This window comes from Leptospira weilii serovar Ranarum str. ICFT (assembly GCF_000332415.1).
Lineage (GTDB): Bacteria > Spirochaetota > Leptospiria > Leptospirales > Leptospiraceae > Leptospira > Leptospira weilii_A.
This window is the reverse complement of record NZ_AOHC02000030.1, coordinates 1-16,326: the sequence shown is the minus strand read 5'-3', so window position 1 is coordinate 16,326 and position 16,326 is coordinate 1. Positions and strand designations below refer to the sequence as shown.

General features: G+C 43.4%; 17 protein-coding genes and 2 pseudogenes. 8 read left to right on the top strand and 11 right to left on the bottom strand.

The window, feature by feature from the left end:
• Window positions 1-3 precede the first annotated feature (3 nt).
• The gene (locus LEP1GSC060_RS09635; protein ID WP_003002476.1) at window positions 4-1,551 is read right to left on the bottom strand and encodes a glycerol kinase 5; all 1,548 of its coding nucleotides are present in this window, start codon (window positions 1,549-1,551) and stop codon (window positions 4-6) included.
• Window positions 1,552-1,813: 262 nt separating this feature from the next.
• Entirely contained in the window at window positions 1,814-2,251 is a 438-nt protein-coding gene (locus LEP1GSC060_RS09630; RefSeq protein ID WP_003002446.1) for a host attachment protein, read from the bottom strand.
• A 251-nt stretch (window positions 2,252-2,502) separates the two neighbouring features.
• Between LEP1GSC060_RS09630 and sufC the strand changes: the two genes are divergently transcribed.
• The 7 genes and pseudogenes from sufC to LEP1GSC060_RS20560 form a co-directional block, all read left to right on the top strand.
• On the top strand, window positions 2,503-3,270 hold the full coding sequence (gene sufC, locus LEP1GSC060_RS09625; protein WP_036096043.1) for a Fe-S cluster assembly ATPase SufC: 768 nt from the start codon (window positions 2,503-2,505) through the stop codon (window positions 3,268-3,270).
• Window positions 3,239-4,474: a Fe-S cluster assembly protein SufD gene (sufD, locus tag LEP1GSC060_RS09620; protein ID WP_196221637.1), complete on the top strand. Its 1,236-nt coding sequence runs from the start codon at window positions 3,239-3,241 to the stop codon at window positions 4,472-4,474. Before sufC ends, sufD begins: the two co-directional genes overlap by 32 nt.
• On the top strand, window positions 4,471-4,782 hold the full coding sequence (locus LEP1GSC060_RS09615) for a non-heme iron oxygenase ferredoxin subunit (RefSeq protein ID WP_003002478.1): 312 nt from the start codon (window positions 4,471-4,473) through the stop codon (window positions 4,780-4,782). Before sufD ends, LEP1GSC060_RS09615 begins: the two co-directional genes overlap by 4 nt.
• Before the next feature lie 5 nt (window positions 4,783-4,787).
• The gene (locus tag LEP1GSC060_RS09610) at window positions 4,788-6,029 is read left to right on the top strand and encodes a cysteine desulfurase (protein ID WP_003002484.1); all 1,242 of its coding nucleotides are present in this window, start codon (window positions 4,788-4,790) and stop codon (window positions 6,027-6,029) included.
• Window positions 6,013-6,447, top strand: a complete 435-nt coding sequence (sufU, locus tag LEP1GSC060_RS09605) for a Fe-S cluster assembly sulfur transfer protein SufU (RefSeq protein WP_003002506.1) — start codon at window positions 6,013-6,015, stop codon at window positions 6,445-6,447. The genes LEP1GSC060_RS09610 and sufU overlap by 17 nt, the downstream gene beginning before the upstream one ends.
• A 456-nt stretch (window positions 6,448-6,903) precedes the next feature.
• Complete coding sequence (locus LEP1GSC060_RS09595) at window positions 6,904-7,227, top strand: metal-sulfur cluster assembly factor (protein WP_003002469.1); 324 nt, start codon at window positions 6,904-6,906, stop codon at window positions 7,225-7,227.
• 79 nt (window positions 7,228-7,306) lie between these two features.
• Window positions 7,307-7,689, top strand: a pseudogene (locus LEP1GSC060_RS20560) (GNAT family N-acetyltransferase); the annotation flags it as partial.
• 39 nt (window positions 7,690-7,728) lie between these two features.
• On the opposite strand, the gene LEP1GSC060_RS09585 reads toward LEP1GSC060_RS20560, so the two are convergent.
• The 4 genes from LEP1GSC060_RS09585 to LEP1GSC060_RS09570 form a co-directional block, all read right to left on the bottom strand.
• Window positions 7,729-8,274, bottom strand: a complete 546-nt coding sequence (locus tag LEP1GSC060_RS09585; protein ID WP_036096041.1) for a DUF1697 domain-containing protein — start codon at window positions 8,272-8,274, stop codon at window positions 7,729-7,731.
• 247 nt (window positions 8,275-8,521) lie between these two features.
• Window positions 8,522-9,460 (bottom strand): hypothetical protein, encoded by a 939-nt coding sequence (locus tag LEP1GSC060_RS09580; protein WP_003002516.1) that lies wholly within the window; start codon window positions 9,458-9,460, stop codon window positions 8,522-8,524.
• A 169-nt stretch (window positions 9,461-9,629) separates the two neighbouring features.
• A complete protein-coding gene (locus LEP1GSC060_RS09575) occupies window positions 9,630-10,010 on the bottom strand; it encodes a VOC family protein (RefSeq protein ID WP_003002440.1) in 381 nt (126 codons plus the stop codon).
• A gap of 237 nt (window positions 10,011-10,247) precedes the next feature.
• Complete coding sequence (locus LEP1GSC060_RS09570) at window positions 10,248-11,210, bottom strand: hypothetical protein (RefSeq protein ID WP_003002551.1); 963 nt, start codon at window positions 11,208-11,210, stop codon at window positions 10,248-10,250.
• 154 nt (window positions 11,211-11,364) lie between these two features.
• On the opposite strand from LEP1GSC060_RS09570, the gene LEP1GSC060_RS09565 reads away from it, so the two are divergent.
• Window positions 11,365-12,609, top strand: a complete 1,245-nt coding sequence (locus LEP1GSC060_RS09565) for an EAL domain-containing protein (RefSeq protein ID WP_036096025.1) — start codon at window positions 11,365-11,367, stop codon at window positions 12,607-12,609.
• A 176-nt stretch (window positions 12,610-12,785) separates the two neighbouring features.
• Here LEP1GSC060_RS09565 and LEP1GSC060_RS09560 read toward each other — a convergent pair whose 3' ends face one another.
• The 5 genes and pseudogenes from LEP1GSC060_RS09560 to LEP1GSC060_RS19425 form a co-directional block, all read right to left on the bottom strand.
• Window positions 12,786-13,226 (bottom strand): DUF3995 domain-containing protein, encoded by a 441-nt coding sequence (locus LEP1GSC060_RS09560; protein ID WP_003002449.1) that lies wholly within the window; start codon window positions 13,224-13,226, stop codon window positions 12,786-12,788.
• Between the two features lie 8 nt (window positions 13,227-13,234).
• Window positions 13,235-13,690, bottom strand: coding sequence for a MarR family winged helix-turn-helix transcriptional regulator (locus LEP1GSC060_RS09555; protein WP_003002606.1), 456 nt, complete (start codon window positions 13,688-13,690; stop codon window positions 13,235-13,237).
• A gap of 30 nt (window positions 13,691-13,720) precedes the next feature.
• Entirely contained in the window at window positions 13,721-14,185 is a 465-nt protein-coding gene (locus tag LEP1GSC060_RS09550; protein ID WP_003002561.1) for a MaoC family dehydratase, read from the bottom strand.
• A gap of 13 nt (window positions 14,186-14,198) precedes the next feature.
• Complete coding sequence (locus LEP1GSC060_RS09545; protein ID WP_036096023.1) at window positions 14,199-14,870, bottom strand: hypothetical protein; 672 nt, start codon at window positions 14,868-14,870, stop codon at window positions 14,199-14,201.
• A 559-nt stretch (window positions 14,871-15,429) separates the two neighbouring features.
• Window positions 15,430-16,318: pseudogene (locus LEP1GSC060_RS19425) on the bottom strand (IS110 family RNA-guided transposase); the annotation flags it as partial.
• Between the last annotated feature and the right edge of the window lie 8 nt (window positions 16,319-16,326).

Below are 16,326 nucleotides of genomic sequence, written 5' to 3'. Positions count from 1 at the left end.
TCTTCATTCGATGGAAAGTGTGGCGGCAACGGCTTTTTTCCAACGTTCAATCTTTTGAACTCTTTGGATCGAGTCCATCTTGGGTTCGAAAGATTTATAACCTTTCTGTAAACTTTTTAGTTCTTCTAAGTTCTTCCAAAAGCCGACGGACAAACCCGCGAGATACGCAGCGCCCGTTGCGGTCATATCCGGTTCGGGAGCGCGATCCACTCTCACATCCGAAAAATTCGAAAGGCATTGCAGCAGAATATCGGATTGAGAAACGCCTCCGTCCACTTTGATATCCCTGATCTTAACCTTTGTATCTTGTTGAATCCCTTCCAAGATCTCATATAGACTGAGAGAGATCCCTTCCAAGACGGCTCTCGCGACGTGTCTTCTATGAGAAGCAAGAGAAAGCCCGATCACGGAAGCTTTTGCGCGAGGATTGAAGTAAGGAAAACGAGCGCCGGTTGGAGTAGGAATAAAAACGACTCCTTCCGTATCCTCCGCTTGAGCCGCGAGTTCGTTCAGAACCTTAGGCGTATCGGAAAGTCCGATCCCTTTCCCCAACCAATCGATGAGAGTTCCGGCGGTCGCAACGTAACCTTCCAACATGTAAGTGGTTTTGCCGTCGATTCTCCAAGCGATCATTGGGAACAGCCCGCGTTTGGAAAGTTTTGCCTTGGGACCGATGTTGATATCCACAAAGGCTCCGGAACCTTGGGAGATTTTGACTTCACCCGGTTCGAAACAACAATGACCGAAAAGAGCCGCCATCTGATCTCCGATCGAAGCTCGAATCGGGATCGAATGTCCTCCGAGAAACTCGGGCAAACAATGACCGAAGTCTCCGTTACTGTCCTTTACTTCCGGAAACAGATTGGAAGGAATTCCGAAAATCGTAAGGATCGGTTGATTCCAGATCAACTGAAAAGGATTGAACATTCCCGTAGCGACCGCGTTAGACGAATCGGTAAGATGTCGTTTCCCTCCGTTCAGTTTATAAATAAACCAGGTGTCCAAGGTGCCGAAAAGAACTTCTCCTTTTTTGCATCTTTGTTTCAGATCCGGGTTCTCGTCTAAAACCCATTTCAATCGGCAAGTCGCGTGATCGGTCGTAAATTTGAGCATGGAAGTGGCGATCATCATCGGATGATTGGTCAATCTTCCGACAATCGTGGAAACAAAACGGATGATTTTCCAGATCGGATTTCGATTCATGGCTTCGGCCGTTTGATGAGAACGAACGTCCGCCCAACTGATCAAAGGTGTTAAGGGTTTACCCGTGGATTTTTCCCAAAGAAGAAACGATCCTCGTTGATTACAGATTCCTAATGCGGCAATTTCTTTTACGACTTGTTGATTCTGTCGGATTTTTTTCAAAAGGGAAAGAAGGGCTTTCCATAGAATTTCCGGATCGTGTTCCAAGGCTCCCGTCGTCGGAATGTTCGGAGGGGTTTTTTCATACTGTCTTTCTACGATTTTACCTTTTCGATCCAGTAAAAACGCGCGAATTCCGCTTCCCCCGCTGTCGATGGAAAGGACGTATTTACCCTGTGTGTTCGCCATTCAAGTCTCCGAGTATTCGATTGATTGAAAATGAAATCAAAAAATTAAATAATCGAAAGAGGAGGATTCTGTCTATTTCTTTCCTAAGTGAAAAGTTCCGACAAATTAAGAACCTGTCCCACAAAACCTTAAAAGAAATCGGTTACAATCATTCGAAAGTTCGTAATAAAACGTGGTAGTTCCCACAGATTAAGTCTCATTTCGAAAAAATGCTTCTGAGGGAGAGGAGGGTTCGTGCTGAGACTTCGGCAAAGGAACGATTCTATGTTAGAATTTCTCGAAGGTGAGAGAGGATCACTCGATGGTTCGTCGTGGTGATATCTTTTCCCATCTTATGAAAAATCATCGACTGGGATCTTCGATCCATCTTATCCAAAAGCATTCCGAGAAACCTCGGTTCTGAAATGAGAACAAGACTGAGAAAACGATTGGACTTGCGTCCTTGAGAGATCGCGTCCGAAATTTGGCCGGCAAAAGATTCCGCAACTCTTCGTTTCGGTTCCTGAACGGAGTCGGTGTCAAAGGCGACTCTCTGCGCCTTTTCGTGTTTTCCACCGCCACCGGAGATCAACTCTCGATTTTTCATTCTGCCTTTTGGATTTTCGATACTTTCCAGTAGCTTCAGACCTTTGTGAGATCCTTTATACTCGAAAATTTTTGCTTCGGATCGATTGGCGACGACTACCCATTTATTTTTCATACTTTTCGCTCCGTAAATATCTTAGGGGAAAAGAAAAGAAGAGTCAAGATTTTAGATGCCGATATAGATCGCTCGATATCAATTGATCTCTCCCTACAAAAAAAAACACTGGTAGAATCGGGGTTAGAGGAAAGAATCTGGGACGGTTTTCGGGTCGAAAACCGACTTTGGGAACTGAAGGATAACAAATAACTTTGGAGTCGTTCGGAAAAGAATCGCAATCTCAAATATTCACTGACAAAGGTGCTTTTGTGGCCGAGATCTTAAAAATCCAGGACCTTCGGGCGGGAATTCAAGCCGGAGATTCCGGAGAAATCAAAGAAATCGTAAAAGGAGTCAATCTCACGATTCGACCCGGAGAAGTCCACGCGATCATGGGGCCGAACGGTTCCGGAAAAAGCACACTTTCCAACGTAATCATGGGTCATCCGAAATACCAAGTATTGTCGGGAGATATTCTATTCGAGGGAAAATCCATTTTAAATCTTCCGACGGACGAACGAGCCAGACTCGGGATTTTTCTCTGCTTTCAATACCCTACGAGTATTCCCGGAGTTACGATCGGAAATTTTTTAAAGACCATCGTAAAATCCGTACGAGGAAAGGAACTGCCGGTCAAAGAATTCAGAAAAGAACTCAAAGAATCCATGGCCGCGCTCGACATCCCGGAATCGTTTATCGCGCGTTATGTGAACGACGGATTTTCAGGGGGAGAAAAAAAACGAAACGAAATTCTACAGATGAGTCTGCTCAAACCCAAACTTGCCGTATTGGACGAAACGGATTCCGGACTGGATATCGACGCGCTTCGAATCGTAAGCGAAGGAATCAGCAGGAACAAAACACCGGAAAGATCGATTCTTCTCATCACACACTATCAAAGAATGCTAAACTACATCACGCCCGATTTTGTTCACGTATTTGCAAAAGGCAGAATTTTAAAAACCGGAACGAGAGAACTCGCGCTGGAACTGGAAGAAAAAGGATATGACTGGATCCTTGCGGAATCCGGGGACTGAACCACAAGTGTCCTTGGAAACTCAATTTGAAAAATTGATTTCTCAGAGTAAAGAACCTCGGGCTCTGAAAGACTTTCGCGCCAAGGTTTTTGCAAAATTCCAAACGTTGAAAATTCCGGGATCGGAAAACGAATCCTGGAGAAAAATTCCGCTTTCTAACTTTCATCCGGAAGAATTTACCGAAACCCCCGACGCGGACGCGGTTTCTTGGAAAACTCCCGAAGGCGTCAAACTTCAAAGAGCGGAATCTCTTTCCGGAAAAGAACTCGATTTTTTTTTAAACAACCTCGAAAGTATATTCCAAAAACGGAATGAAGAATGGTTTACGCTTTACAGTCTTTCCAACTTCACACACGGAATTTATCTCGAAGTGGAAAACGATCTCATTCTCAAGGAAGAAATCGAAATCAAGTTTCGACTTGAGAAGGAAAATAAAATTCTCCCCGTCCTGGTCGCAAAAATCGGAAACCACAGCCAGGCGTTTATCGCCGAACGTTACGAATGCCCGGAAGAAAAGGACTTCAAGCTCTTCCAAGGGCTTACCGCCATTTACACGGGAGCGGGATCCAAAGTTACTTATACTGGAATCGAATCCTTCGGTTCTTCCGTATTCCATTTTCAGAATTTATTTTCCGATCAAAAAGAAAACTCGGACGTAAAAATCGCAAAGGTGACTCCGGGCGGTTACAAAGGAAAAAATCTTCTCACTGTGGAACTTTCCGGAAAAGGCGCGAGAGCGAGAGTGATCGGTTTGGCTCCGATGTCCCAAAGGGAATTTCAGGATTCGGAAGTGAAGATCGTTCATGGAGAAAGTCATACGGCAAGTTCCATTCTTTATCGCAGCGCGCTGAAAGACAAGGCGCACCATATCTTTACGGGAAATCTTCATATTCCGAATACTTGCAAAGACGTGAATGCGATTCAGATCAACAACAACCTTCTTTTGGGTCGTTCCGCAAGAGCCGAGTCGATTCCCAAACTCGAAGTATATGCAGAAAACGTAAAGTGTGAACACGGGGCGACGGTCGGAGAGATCGACGAAGAACAGTTGTTTTATCTCGCGTCGAGAGGAATCGACGAGGACGAGGCGAGAAGGATGATCGTGGACGGATTTTTAGGTCAAGTGATCGGTGAAATCGAATCGGATTCCATCCGAGAAGAACTGTTCGAACTCATCGCTCGTAAGGTGGAGGGTCCTGTATGAGCTTTCGTAAACTCGCAAATCTGTCCGAAATCGAAAACGGGAAAGTCAAAGTAATTGAAACGAGATACAATCGAATCGGGATCACGAGTTTGGACGGTAACCTTTACGCATTCGAAGACGTCTGTACACACGACGGGGAAGCCATTTCCGAAGGAAAATTGTGTGGGGACGTAATTACCTGCCCTAGGCACGAGGCGCAGTTTTCCGTCAAAACCGGAAAGGCTCTTTGTATGCCCGCTGTGGAAGATCTCCCGGTTTATCCCGTGAGAATCGTAGGTGACTCCGTCGAAGTGGACTTGGAGGATTGACATATATGAGTTTCTCAGCCGAAAGAATCAGAACCGATTTCCCGATTTTGGGAACGATGATGAACGGGAAACCGCTCGTCTTTTTGGACAGCGCGGCTAGTTCTCAAAAACCCTTTACGGTCATCGATAGAATCGAAAAGTATTATAGAGAAGAAAACGCAAACATACACCGTGGAATTTATTATCTTTCTCAAAAAGCCACGGAAAAATACGAACTCAGTAGAATTCATCTTTCCCGATTTATCGGAGCCCAGTGCGCGAAGGTTTGTATTTTTACGAGAAACGCGACCGAGTCGATCAACTTAGTCGCACAAACTTGGGGAAGGACTCAAATTAAAGAAGGGGACGAGATCGTTTTGAACGAACTCGAACACCATTCCAACATCGTACCTTGGCAGATGTTGGCTCTGGAAAAAAAAGCGATCTTAAAATTCATTCCTTTAAACGAAGACAGTACTTTAGATTTTACTCATTTAGACGAGATCATCACGACTAAAACAAAGTTAGTCGCCGTTGCTCAGATGTCCAACGTGACCGGAACGATTCACGATCTCGGACCGATTCAGAAAAGAGCGAAAGAAGTGGGGGCCAAGGTTCTTGTGGACGGGGCGCAAGGAGTTTGTCATCTTCCTGTGAATATGAAGGAAATGGATTATGATTTCTACGTATTCTCCGCGCATAAGATGCTCGGTCCTACCGGAGTCGGAGTTCTTTACGCAAAGGAAGAAATCCTGGAAGAGATGCCACCTTGGATGGGCGGAGGGGATATGATCGCTCAGGTTTATAAGGAAAGATCCACGTATGCGGAACTTCCTTCCAAACTCGAAGCGGGAACTCCTAATATCGCGGGAGTGATCGGTTTCGAGTCTGCGATCGAATATCTCGAAACGATTGGAATGCAGGAAATTAGAAATCACGAAGTGGAACTTCTCACTTACGCACTCGATCGATTGGATGATTTCGGCGGACTGGAACTTTACGGAACGAGGGATCTATCCAAAAGAGGAGGAGTGATTTCCTTTAATTTTCCGGGAGTACATCCTCACGATGTCGGAACGATTTTGGACGAAGAGGGAATTGCGATTCGGGTCGGACATCACTGCGCTCAACCTTTTATGGCGTTCAAGAACATACCGGGAACTTGTCGTGCGAGTCTCTATCTTTACAATACAAAAGGCGACATCGATCGATTGATCGAGGGTCTAATTAAGGTAAAGGAGATTTTCTCCCGTGTCCTTAAGCGATAGTCTTTACAAAGAAGTCATACTGGATCACTATCAAAATCCTAGATTTCGAGGCAAACTCGAACCCGCGGATCTATCGGAACACGGGATCAATCCTCTCTGCGGGGACGAACTCGAGCTTACGATCAACCTCGACGGGGATAAAATCGCGGACGTCCGCGTAACCGGCAAGGGATGTTCTATATCGCAGGCTTCCGGTTCCATGATGGCCGAATCGATTCGTGGTAAGACGGTTTCCGAAGCGGAGAATATACTTTCCCGTTTTAAGAATATGTTTTTGGAAAATCAGGATCCGGGGTTTGACGAGGAGTTGGAAGACCTGGAATCGATGGAAGCGGTGAAGAAAATTCCCGCGAGGATCAAATGCGCGGTTCTTCCTTGGAATACTCTGGAAAGGGCGCTTTCTCGAATCGGAAAGTAGCGGGATTTTACCGTAAAAAAACAGAATTTGTGGGAACTCCCGCGTTTCAAGTCGTCAGGGATGCGTGGATAGGGGTTAGGCCAGGGCGTTACAAAGTTTGCCGACTTCTGATTCCCCTAAAACGAGGGAGTTCCCACAAATTTCGGGCGGTTCCGCTTCGCGGACCGGGCTCGCAGCTCCGGTCGATCCATTGGGTCGTCGTTTTGGAGAAGAAAATTTCCGGATTTGCAATGGATCGACCCCGCTTTGATCCCTACCGCGGGGAAAGATCAGGTCGTGGGACATAAAATGCAGGAGTTCCCACATTTCAAGTCGTTAGGGATGCGTGGATAGGGGTTAGGAGGGACGTTACAAAGTTTGCCGACATCTAAGTTCCGATCCCTATCCACTAAAATGGTTTTATAAAAGAAAAAAATAGAATAGGATCCAGAAAGAGATCAAAGAAGGAACGCGGAAATGTTGGAAGCTCCTACAAACACATTAGAAGAACGGATCTACGAAGAAGTAAGAAAAGTGGAAGATCCTGAAATCGGAATCTCCATCGCCGAACTCGGACTCATTTATAGAATCAAGGTGGAAGGAACCAAAGCTAAGATCGATATGACTTATACTTCTATGGCTTGCCCCGCCGGACCACAAATGAAACAACAGGTCAAGGATCACACACTTCGAGTGGAAGGAATCACCGACGCGGAAGTGGAAATAGTCTGGACCCCGAAATGGGACCCGAGAGAAATGGCGAGCGAAGAGGCCAAAATGGACCTGGGAATTTTCGACTAAAATTAGAATATTATAAACTTAGAATATTTCTTTATACTCCGTTTTGTCTAAGATAGGATCGGAAACGTCGGAAATTTTGTCTAACGTGGGATCGATCGAGGTCGGGCATTTGGTTTTTCCCCTTTGATGCAAAAAACGACGGTGTGATGTGTCTTATGATGGAAACGCCTTTAGACAAGGATATCGAAGATATCCATGGAGATACAACTCGCTCAACGCTCCTTCTTGCGCCGCGGCTCAGAGATTCGGTTTATCGTTGGAAGGAATTTTAGACAGGCAAATGTTATAAAGGGTTTGAACCGAGATACGGCCTGGTTTGCGGCGATCGATTCGGAATGGCCTGCGATTCAAAACGCATTTTTAAGTTGGTTAAACCCGTCTAACTTCGACGAAAAGGGAATACAAAAGGTGCGGCTTTCCGATTTGACCGGTCCCATCCTCCAACGGAGATATCATCCGTAAATTCGCAATGTTCCGGCTATTTTAAAGATTCTGAATGGATCACTTTGTAGTAGGCTCGTCCGACAAAGCGCATAACGCAACGATCGTTTTCCAGTTTCTCGTGGTGGCCGCCACGTTCAGTTTTTTTTCCAAAAAGTTGTTCGATAGTTTTGTGGCGCCGTAACCCTTCGGAGAAAAAAAATAGATCTCCCTGTCCCGAACGATCAATTCCTCCCCTTTTGCCTTTGCACTATCGATTTCGGTAAGATCCGGATTTTTCTTGGATTCGTTCAAAAAGGAAACGTAGATTCTGCTCGGATCTTTTTTAGGAAAAGGATTGGATCCAAGGACGGATTTCAATTCTTCTTTGGTTCTAATGAACACGGCCGCCTCGAAACCGAAAACCTCAACGATTTTTTTCTCAATGGATGAAATGAGTTCTTTCACATTCTTATTTTTACTCTGAAACAAAACGTTTCCGCTCTGGATATACGTTTTGACGTTTGTAAATCCCAGGGATATAAAAAGAGAGGAAAGGTCTTTCATTAGGATTTTTTTCTGTCCGCTTACGTTGATTCCTCTTAACATTGCGATATACGTTTTCATTTTTTTCTCCGGCGTTTTACCGTAAAATTCCAATTCCTAAAACCTAACTCTTATATTTTTCAATTTCGCGGAGATCCGGATCTTTTTTCGCTATTTGTATAAAATCGCAGAAATTAAGAGTTTGGCCCAAAATCAAATCGGAAAGGAAATTTGCAGGAGTTCCCACGTTTTCAAGCGGCGAGTGGTTAGATTTTAGGGGATAAGAGGGAGTTCCCACAAATTTCGGGCGGCTTTCGCTTCTCGTCTTTTAGAACACGGCGGAAACACCGAGATAGAAACCTTTTATATCTTCTTTGCCGGCGCCGTTGTCATAGTATTGAGTGTAGCCGATCTGATCTTTTAGATATGTCAGAGAATAGTCCGAAAAATTCCTATATCTAAAATAGGCGCGATTGTAACTGAATCCGAAATAAAATTTATATCGATTCGATAACAAATAGGAAAGTGAAACGTCCGCTTCCGCACCGCGAAATACTCCGATCGTTTTCGGATCGGCAAAAACCTTAAATACATAAATGAATTGTGTGTCATTGATCGAGACGTTGTATCCGCTTTGATAATAATAATTTCTTTGTCCTTGTGTATAATAAATATCTAAACCTAAATTAAGATCCAGGTTTTTATAAAGATTCAGATTACTCCTTGCGACCAATTGAATTCCGTACGAGATTATTTTTTCTTCCATATTCAAAAAGCGGGAACTGGATTCTTTGATTTTGTCGATCTTTCTGAGTCCGGCTCCCCAATAAAATAGTTTTGCTTTTGGTGTTGAATCCAAACGAAAATAATTGAATTTATAATCCGTTCTTTCCGTATCATACAGATAATTCCGATACGAACCGTTATCCGAAGCGGAAACATAAAAGTTCGTATAATTGGCGTTATACAAAGAATTGCGAGTGAATTGAAATTCGAATCCGTAACGATTTTCCGAATCGAAATGGCGGATATAAAAAGGAACGATCGTTTTTTGATTTCCGTGTAACTCCGAGTAGTTATTGATCCTTCCGTTGGAAAAATTCAGGATTCGATTGTATTCGGACGGAGTATAAATCGAACGTTGAACTCGGATTCCTATTTCCGTTTTGCCTGTGTTTGAGTCCGTTTCATTTGTCTTTTGAGACTCGGTTTGTGCCGAAATCGAAATGGAAAATAAATAACATAGTATGATTATGGATTTTTTCATGAGTATTCAAAAATGAGATAACGGTTCAAGTTTTAACTTTAACAATCCTTTTTCGGGTTCTACAAAAGGCAAAAATTAAATACGTGAAACTTACAAAAATCCTACAATAGAATTGACCCAAGGACGAATAACGTGTGTGATGAAGTCCGATTGGGATCGTATGGACGATTCAATTGAGTTGGTAAATCTGAATCAAATTACCGCAAGTATCTTCGAAAATCGTTTCGATTCCCGCCTCGGACTTTGCGGGTTCCTTCCTGAAAACAACTCCCAAATTTTTGAGACGTTCGTATTCTTTATGAATGTCCTTCACTCCGAAAACGATGAGAGGAAGATTGAGGTTGTAGATCCCTTCTTGAAACGTTTTGGCGAGGGGATGTTCATTCGGTTCGAGTAGTAGTCCGGTTCCATCCGGATCTTCGGGAGATACAACGATCGCTAAATTGGCTTCGGGAATAAAAAGTTTTTTTTGAAAACCCAGTACTTCCGTATAAAATCGAAAAGCCGCGATCGGATCTCGAACGATTACGCTCGTGAGTAATATTTTCATAAATTTCTCCCGTTACAAGGTGTTAGTGATCCATACTATTTTTGCAGTTCTGAGTAAAATAACGAAAGTTCCAACGCTTTGAAACTCCGGTAAATGGATCTCAATAGCGTTCGTATCTTAACTTGACAGCATTGGCGGCCGCACACGATCGAGATGTTAGCGAATAGGTAGAACTGTAGCGTTTTAGGAAAAGTTTTACTTTGTTCTAAGGTAAGGCGCGAAGTAGCCACTTGAAACTCAGATTTCTAAAATCGCAAAACCTTTTTTGATCGTTTCTTTTTTGTTTCCGATCCGGATTTTGCCGGAAACCTTTCCTTCCATTCTTTCCATTGGAATTTTTTTCCCGAAAAAACCGGAGATCGTATGGTGGGTCGTTCGGATCGGGGTTACCGTAAGTTCGATTTGATCGGAAGGATCGTGAAGAACGTAAGATAAGGATTCTTTCTTAAAACTCGCGGTTTCTAAGAAGGTAGGAACTCCGTTTTTCCAGAGAAGAACCCCGGTGTTTTTGTTGTAGTTCAGCCGAAACGAATTCTTTCCCGAACCGAAACCGTAGATCCGTGATTCGGGTAAAAAGGATCGGTTTTCGAAACCGGTGGTGATGCTGTAGGATAATCTTTCCGAAGATTCCAAATTCCAGGTTTTATCGTCGATGGCGAGTTGCCCTCTGACCGAAAGATCCGGAGATATCAGCCGAAACAACCAATCTTTACCGGAAGTTTCCAGAGAAGAAACCGGTTTGTTCGTCTTTTCCAAGATACTTACGAGAGCGTCCAATTGCAGATTGAGATGGGAAGTTAAAATGGAAGAATGTGTATAACCTTGTTGGATCGTATCGTCCAAACGGAAATTGAATCTTTGATCCCCTTGTGTAAAACTCCAATATCCGTTCCGAAAGGTTCCTCTGGATAAAAACTCCTTACCCGGACTTCCGGCCCATTCGAAATCTCTAAAACTTTCGGAGTCAAAAAACCAGAGATTGAGAAGAGCCCGACACGCTCCGGGGCCTCGAAAAATTCGAAGTCCCAGAAGAAATTCTTCTGTAATCAAATCGACTAAAACCGAGTCTATCTTCTTCCAGGAGGACAAAAAAGAAGTTTTATACTCTCTGGAGTTATCGATCCCAAGAGTTCCTGAATAAAGTCCGAGATTGGGTTCTAATGTCGAGGGGTTGAGAAGATGGCCGATCGCCTCTTTCATACGAATACCTTTTGGATTGTCAGTTTTTTCCGAGGTTTCAAAAAAAAAAGAAGAATGTTATCTTTCCTTCTCCTTAATTTAGCGCTTTTGATACGGAATTTTGCTTGCGGAGCTTTGTTTTGTCGATTTCAGTAAAGAGATTCTAAAAAAGACCATGTTATACAGCCAGGATACAAGCAACTTGCTCTCTTACGGAGAGAACTACTATCAGCCTCATTATCAGCCGATTCTGGAAGTAACCAATTGTAATATCATAGGATACGAGGTCCTGGGAAGATTTTATTTTCCCGAAAAAAACGAATATCGTTCTTTGGGTTATCAATTTCACAACCCGGAACTCGATACGATTCGACTGATCCAAATCGATCGATTGATCCGGGAAAAGGCGATCCGTCATCTCAAAGACACGGGTCTACGAACCAAACTTTTCCTCAACATGATGCCTAACTTTCTCTCTATGATTCATACGGGGGATGTTCTGGATCTCAAAAGACTTCACGTTCTCAATCTCATTGAAAAATACGATATATCGCCTGCGGAAGTCGTTCTGGAAATCACGGAAGACAAGTTCGACGGAAGTATCGACAAACTTCTTTCGATCGTGAACGTGTTCAAGGATTACGGGTTCAAGATCGCGGTGGACGATCTCGGAGTCGGATTTTCCAATTTGGAAAGAATCGGTTACATTCATCCGGACATCATGAAGGTGGATATCAAGATCATGCGGGAAAGTTTAAACCGAAGATCTTTTAAAAACGTACTGAGTGCGATCGCCGACATGTCCCAAAAATTAGGTTCCGATCTTTTGTTTGAAGGAATCGAAACGGAAGAGGAATTGCATCTCGCGCTTTCTATGGGCGCGAATCTTCTTCAAGGTTTTTATTTTTCAAGACCTCAGGTCGAGTTTCAGGATAAAAAACAATTCACAAGAACTCTCAGGGACACTTTGGAAAAATTCTCGGGGCTTCGTTTTATGGAACTCCTGGAAGAATTGCAAAAAGGTCAGGCGGTCATCGACTCCTTGGGCGAAAAATTGGAAGCGCTTCGTCATAAGGGAAAGGAAGACCTTCCTTTAGTTCTTCATCTGATGCTCACCAACCTACCTTCCGAAATTCTTTCCGTGTTCGCTTGCGATATTTTCGGCTATCAGATCACTCCCACTTATTTCCGTTCTCATCCCGGAGAAGAATGGGATTCGGATCTGACCGAAATCGGAAACAACTACGCTTGGAGACCTTTTTTTATCCGTCATAAGGCAAAGGTCGTTCAGAACTCGGCGAAATGGACCGTTACGGAACCGATTTACGATATGGATCTTCACAAACAAGTCGTCATCTTTACTTATACTCTCAGAGATAATTACATTCTCGTTATCAAGATGGATTGGGAACGGGTCTGATCGGGTTAGGGGTTAGGCTTCACCAACATTTAGGTTTTTTAACTCCTGAATTCGTTCATCGAGCATCATGATTTCTATCAACCTGATTTTAGGACTTTACAAGTTGATTTGCGGTGTTAGGGAAAATCAACCTTGGGTAAAGTCCAATCCATCGATTAGAAAAATGTAACTGAACTCTAACCGCTCGAAGCGTGGGAACACGAACACGTGGAAACGAACAAAAGTACGGAAAGCAAAAGACAAAGCGGGGAATAATACTTCGTGTCGTTTTTTGCGAACTTCGTATCTCTTATTTTTTTGAAAAAACCGACCAGTCGAAAGTCTCCTATGGCTCTGAGTAAAAACGCTGCGGATAAAAAGGTCGTGCCGTACTGAAAGACGTCTCGGGAAATTCCGAACGGAGTTTGTATTCCGAGTCCGATCGGAAACAAGGCGGCCGAAAATAAAATAAATCCCACCATCGCCGTCGCGAGTTTTCCGGGTCGAAAAACCGGTTTCCCTTGTATTTCCGGAATCACACGATTCGTACCGAAAGTTCCTCCAGCTAACCAATAAAAATGAATTCCGGACAGGACCAATAAAATCAAACCGGAAGTCATCTGAGCGAAAAAAAACATAGAACGATTTACTGAAGGAGTTCCACCGCAGCGGAATCGGGATTTTGATTCTGATACAACTTCAAAAGTAAACGAGCCAATTCCTTTTTTTCGTTTTCGGTAAAACCCCGATATAAATTGTTCAAGAGGGATCTGGAAATTCCGAGCAAAACGGGACGAACGGAATGCGCCTGGGGAGTAAGTTCCAGATGAATGATTCTCTGATCTTCCGAATCTTTCGTTCTTGCCACTAACCCCAACGCTTCCAACTTGTCGACAAGCGCGGTTAACGTGGATTTGTCCCGATTGATCATCTTGGCGATATCCTGCATCTGCGCTTTTTTCTTTTTTACGAGCGCGAAAAGGATATCCGCGTGAGTGGTCGTTAACGAACCGAACCCTTTTTCCTTTAACTCCAAGTTCAGGTGTTTGTGAAATTCGTCTCGAATTCTCGAGATCATATAGATGATCAGTCTAGGATTCATATTTTACCTAATTTAAGAAATTTTTTTCTATCAGGCAAATTGATATAGATAGATAACCTCTCCCACCGCGGCGGCTTTTGTCGATCCTTCGGTTTCAAAGGTCATCTTCAGAGTCATTCTCGCGGTGCCTCTCAGGTCCTTCAGCTCGATCAACTCCGCTCTAATCCTCAATTTGCTTCCCACTTTAACGGGTTCCAAAAACCGAAGTTTTTCCATTCCGTAATTGATCCCCATCTTAATATTCTTTAATTCTAATATTTGAGATAAAAGGTAGGGCGCCATGGATAAGGTAAGATAACCGTGTGCGATCGTTGTTCCGAAAGGGGATTCCTTTGCGGCTCGATCCGGGTCGGTATGAATCCACTGATGATCCAGGGTTGCGTCCGCGAATTGATCGACTTGCTCTTGAGTTACGGTGTGATAATCGGAAACCCCGATTTCCTTACCGGTATAAGCTTCCACTTCGGCAAAACTGGACAATACTACCTTAGCCATTGTTTTTCTCCTTTTACTCCGTTTTGTTTTTTAATTTTTCGGCAAGATGTTCGAAGATTTCGGATTCTAAAACGGACAAATCGATATTGTCCTGAAGTCCGACCGCCTTTCCGGAATAAATCGCTTTCCAGACGATTTCTCCGCTATCCACGTCGATCGCTTTCACAGTGATTTCAAGAACCGAATTTCCCGAAGCGGTTCCGTAATCCGTCACCTCGGTAAATACCGCGATTTCGCCGCCCAGTTGTTTGGCGATCTGAATTCCTTTTTCTTCATTGAAAGAATTGTCCGTTTCAAAGGCGGAATGAAATCGTTTTTCCGCGTTGAATTTCTCCTGAATCTTTCCGCCGTATTTTAGGATGGTCAGTTCCAGTTTTTCATAACTTCTGGACTCTAAAAATTTCTTTTGTTCGGCGTTTTGATCTTTCATCAACCAACCCGATCGGATCCGAACCGGAAAAACTACGTGCCGTATTTTTTTTTCCGGAGTAAAACCCTTTCGAAAAAATACCGTTCCTAAGATGGAATTTTTAGAGGACGAACATTGAACGAATGTAAAAAGGAAAACGAGAAGGAGGTAAAAAAAACTTTTGGAAGAGGGAATCGGATTTCTCTTCCGGGAAAAGTAAAATGCGTTGCGGGCGGCGGCCAAATCGTTTTCCCTTTTAAGTTCCGTTACAACCAGTTAACGGATCTACCATTTGTCTATCCGTTTTTTATCAAACCGTTTTTGGGATTTTTAGATTTCACGAAATCCTAATTTAGGATATTTACGACCCGTCCGAAAACTTGCCGAACCTTTTTAACGCGATCATTCGTGGAATGTGTCGTCGAGTTTGAAGAGCGCGGCTTACCTCCGAACGATTCATAAGAGCAAAACGACTTAAGTTTCTTTCGGAAAAAAGGTTCCTCTTAAAAAGACGAAGTTATTAGGAAACTCATACAACGCGGATGACTCGGTTATGGATCGCTCATCTTAGCTTCGCTAAGAGCTAACATTATGTTTCGACCCCTAGGGAGAAACATTGAGTTTCTCGCTCCGCGGCTTTTGGCTATCTCGCTCTCTATGGATCGCTCATCTTAGCTTCGCTAAGAGCCAACGCTTTCGCTCCGCGGCTTTTGGCTATCTCGCTCTCTATGGATCGCTCATCTTAGCTTCGCTAAGAGCCAACGCTTTCGCTCCGCGGCTTTTGGCTATCTCGCTCTCTCCTATGTTCCTTGTGTCAAGCCCCTCCGCTATTTTTTTACATAAGACCATATTGAGCTAACTTACGATTCAGAACATTTTCGGGCATAGAGTCGAAGAGTTGCCCTGTTCGAATCATAGAAAAAAGAACTTCGATCATTTTACGTGAAGTAGCAATGATCGATTTCTTTGCTCCTTTTTTAGCATATAACCTTTCGTAGAACTCTTTAATCTTACCGCCATGCTGACAACGGACCAGGCTCCAAGCTGCTTGAACAATCACTCTTCGGATCGAATGACAACCGCGGGAAACAATTCTACCATATCGAACCGTATCTCCTGAGATGTCAACTCTGGGAACTAAACCAGCGTAGTAGGCGGCTTGTTTACCGGAAGAGAATCTTTTGCAGTCCCCCATGTAACTCATAATCGCCAGAGACGTAATCATCCCGATACCAGGCATGGACATGATCGTTTGAACGTAGACCTGATTGATTTTCAGAGCGCCTTTAATATCTTCTTCAATGAGTTTTAGATTTAGTTCGACTAAAATCTAAAACTTTTTAAGATTCGTTCCGCTTCCTTATGATATCGATCCGGAAGTAAAGTTACAGAAGTTTCTCTGGATGCTTTTGTCATACTAGGTGTTTTGGTGATCTCAGTCAGAACACCTAGTATGAATAAACTGTGAAGCCGATTCTTTCCTTGCGTTAGTTGTCTTGTCCAATTCTCATGCTCGGTACACAATCGACGATTGTCTTCCTCTTCGTCCGTGGGAATTGGAACAACCGGTAATTCTTCCTTTGGATAACGTTGAATGAGTTTAGCTATCTTAAGAGAATCTTCTTTATCAGTCTTTTTCAAAGATTGATAAATTGTTGCTAAGTCTCCGGGATTCAAAACAATTACTTGAACTCCTTGTTTAGTATTGATTTTGCAATTCTATACTAGGTGT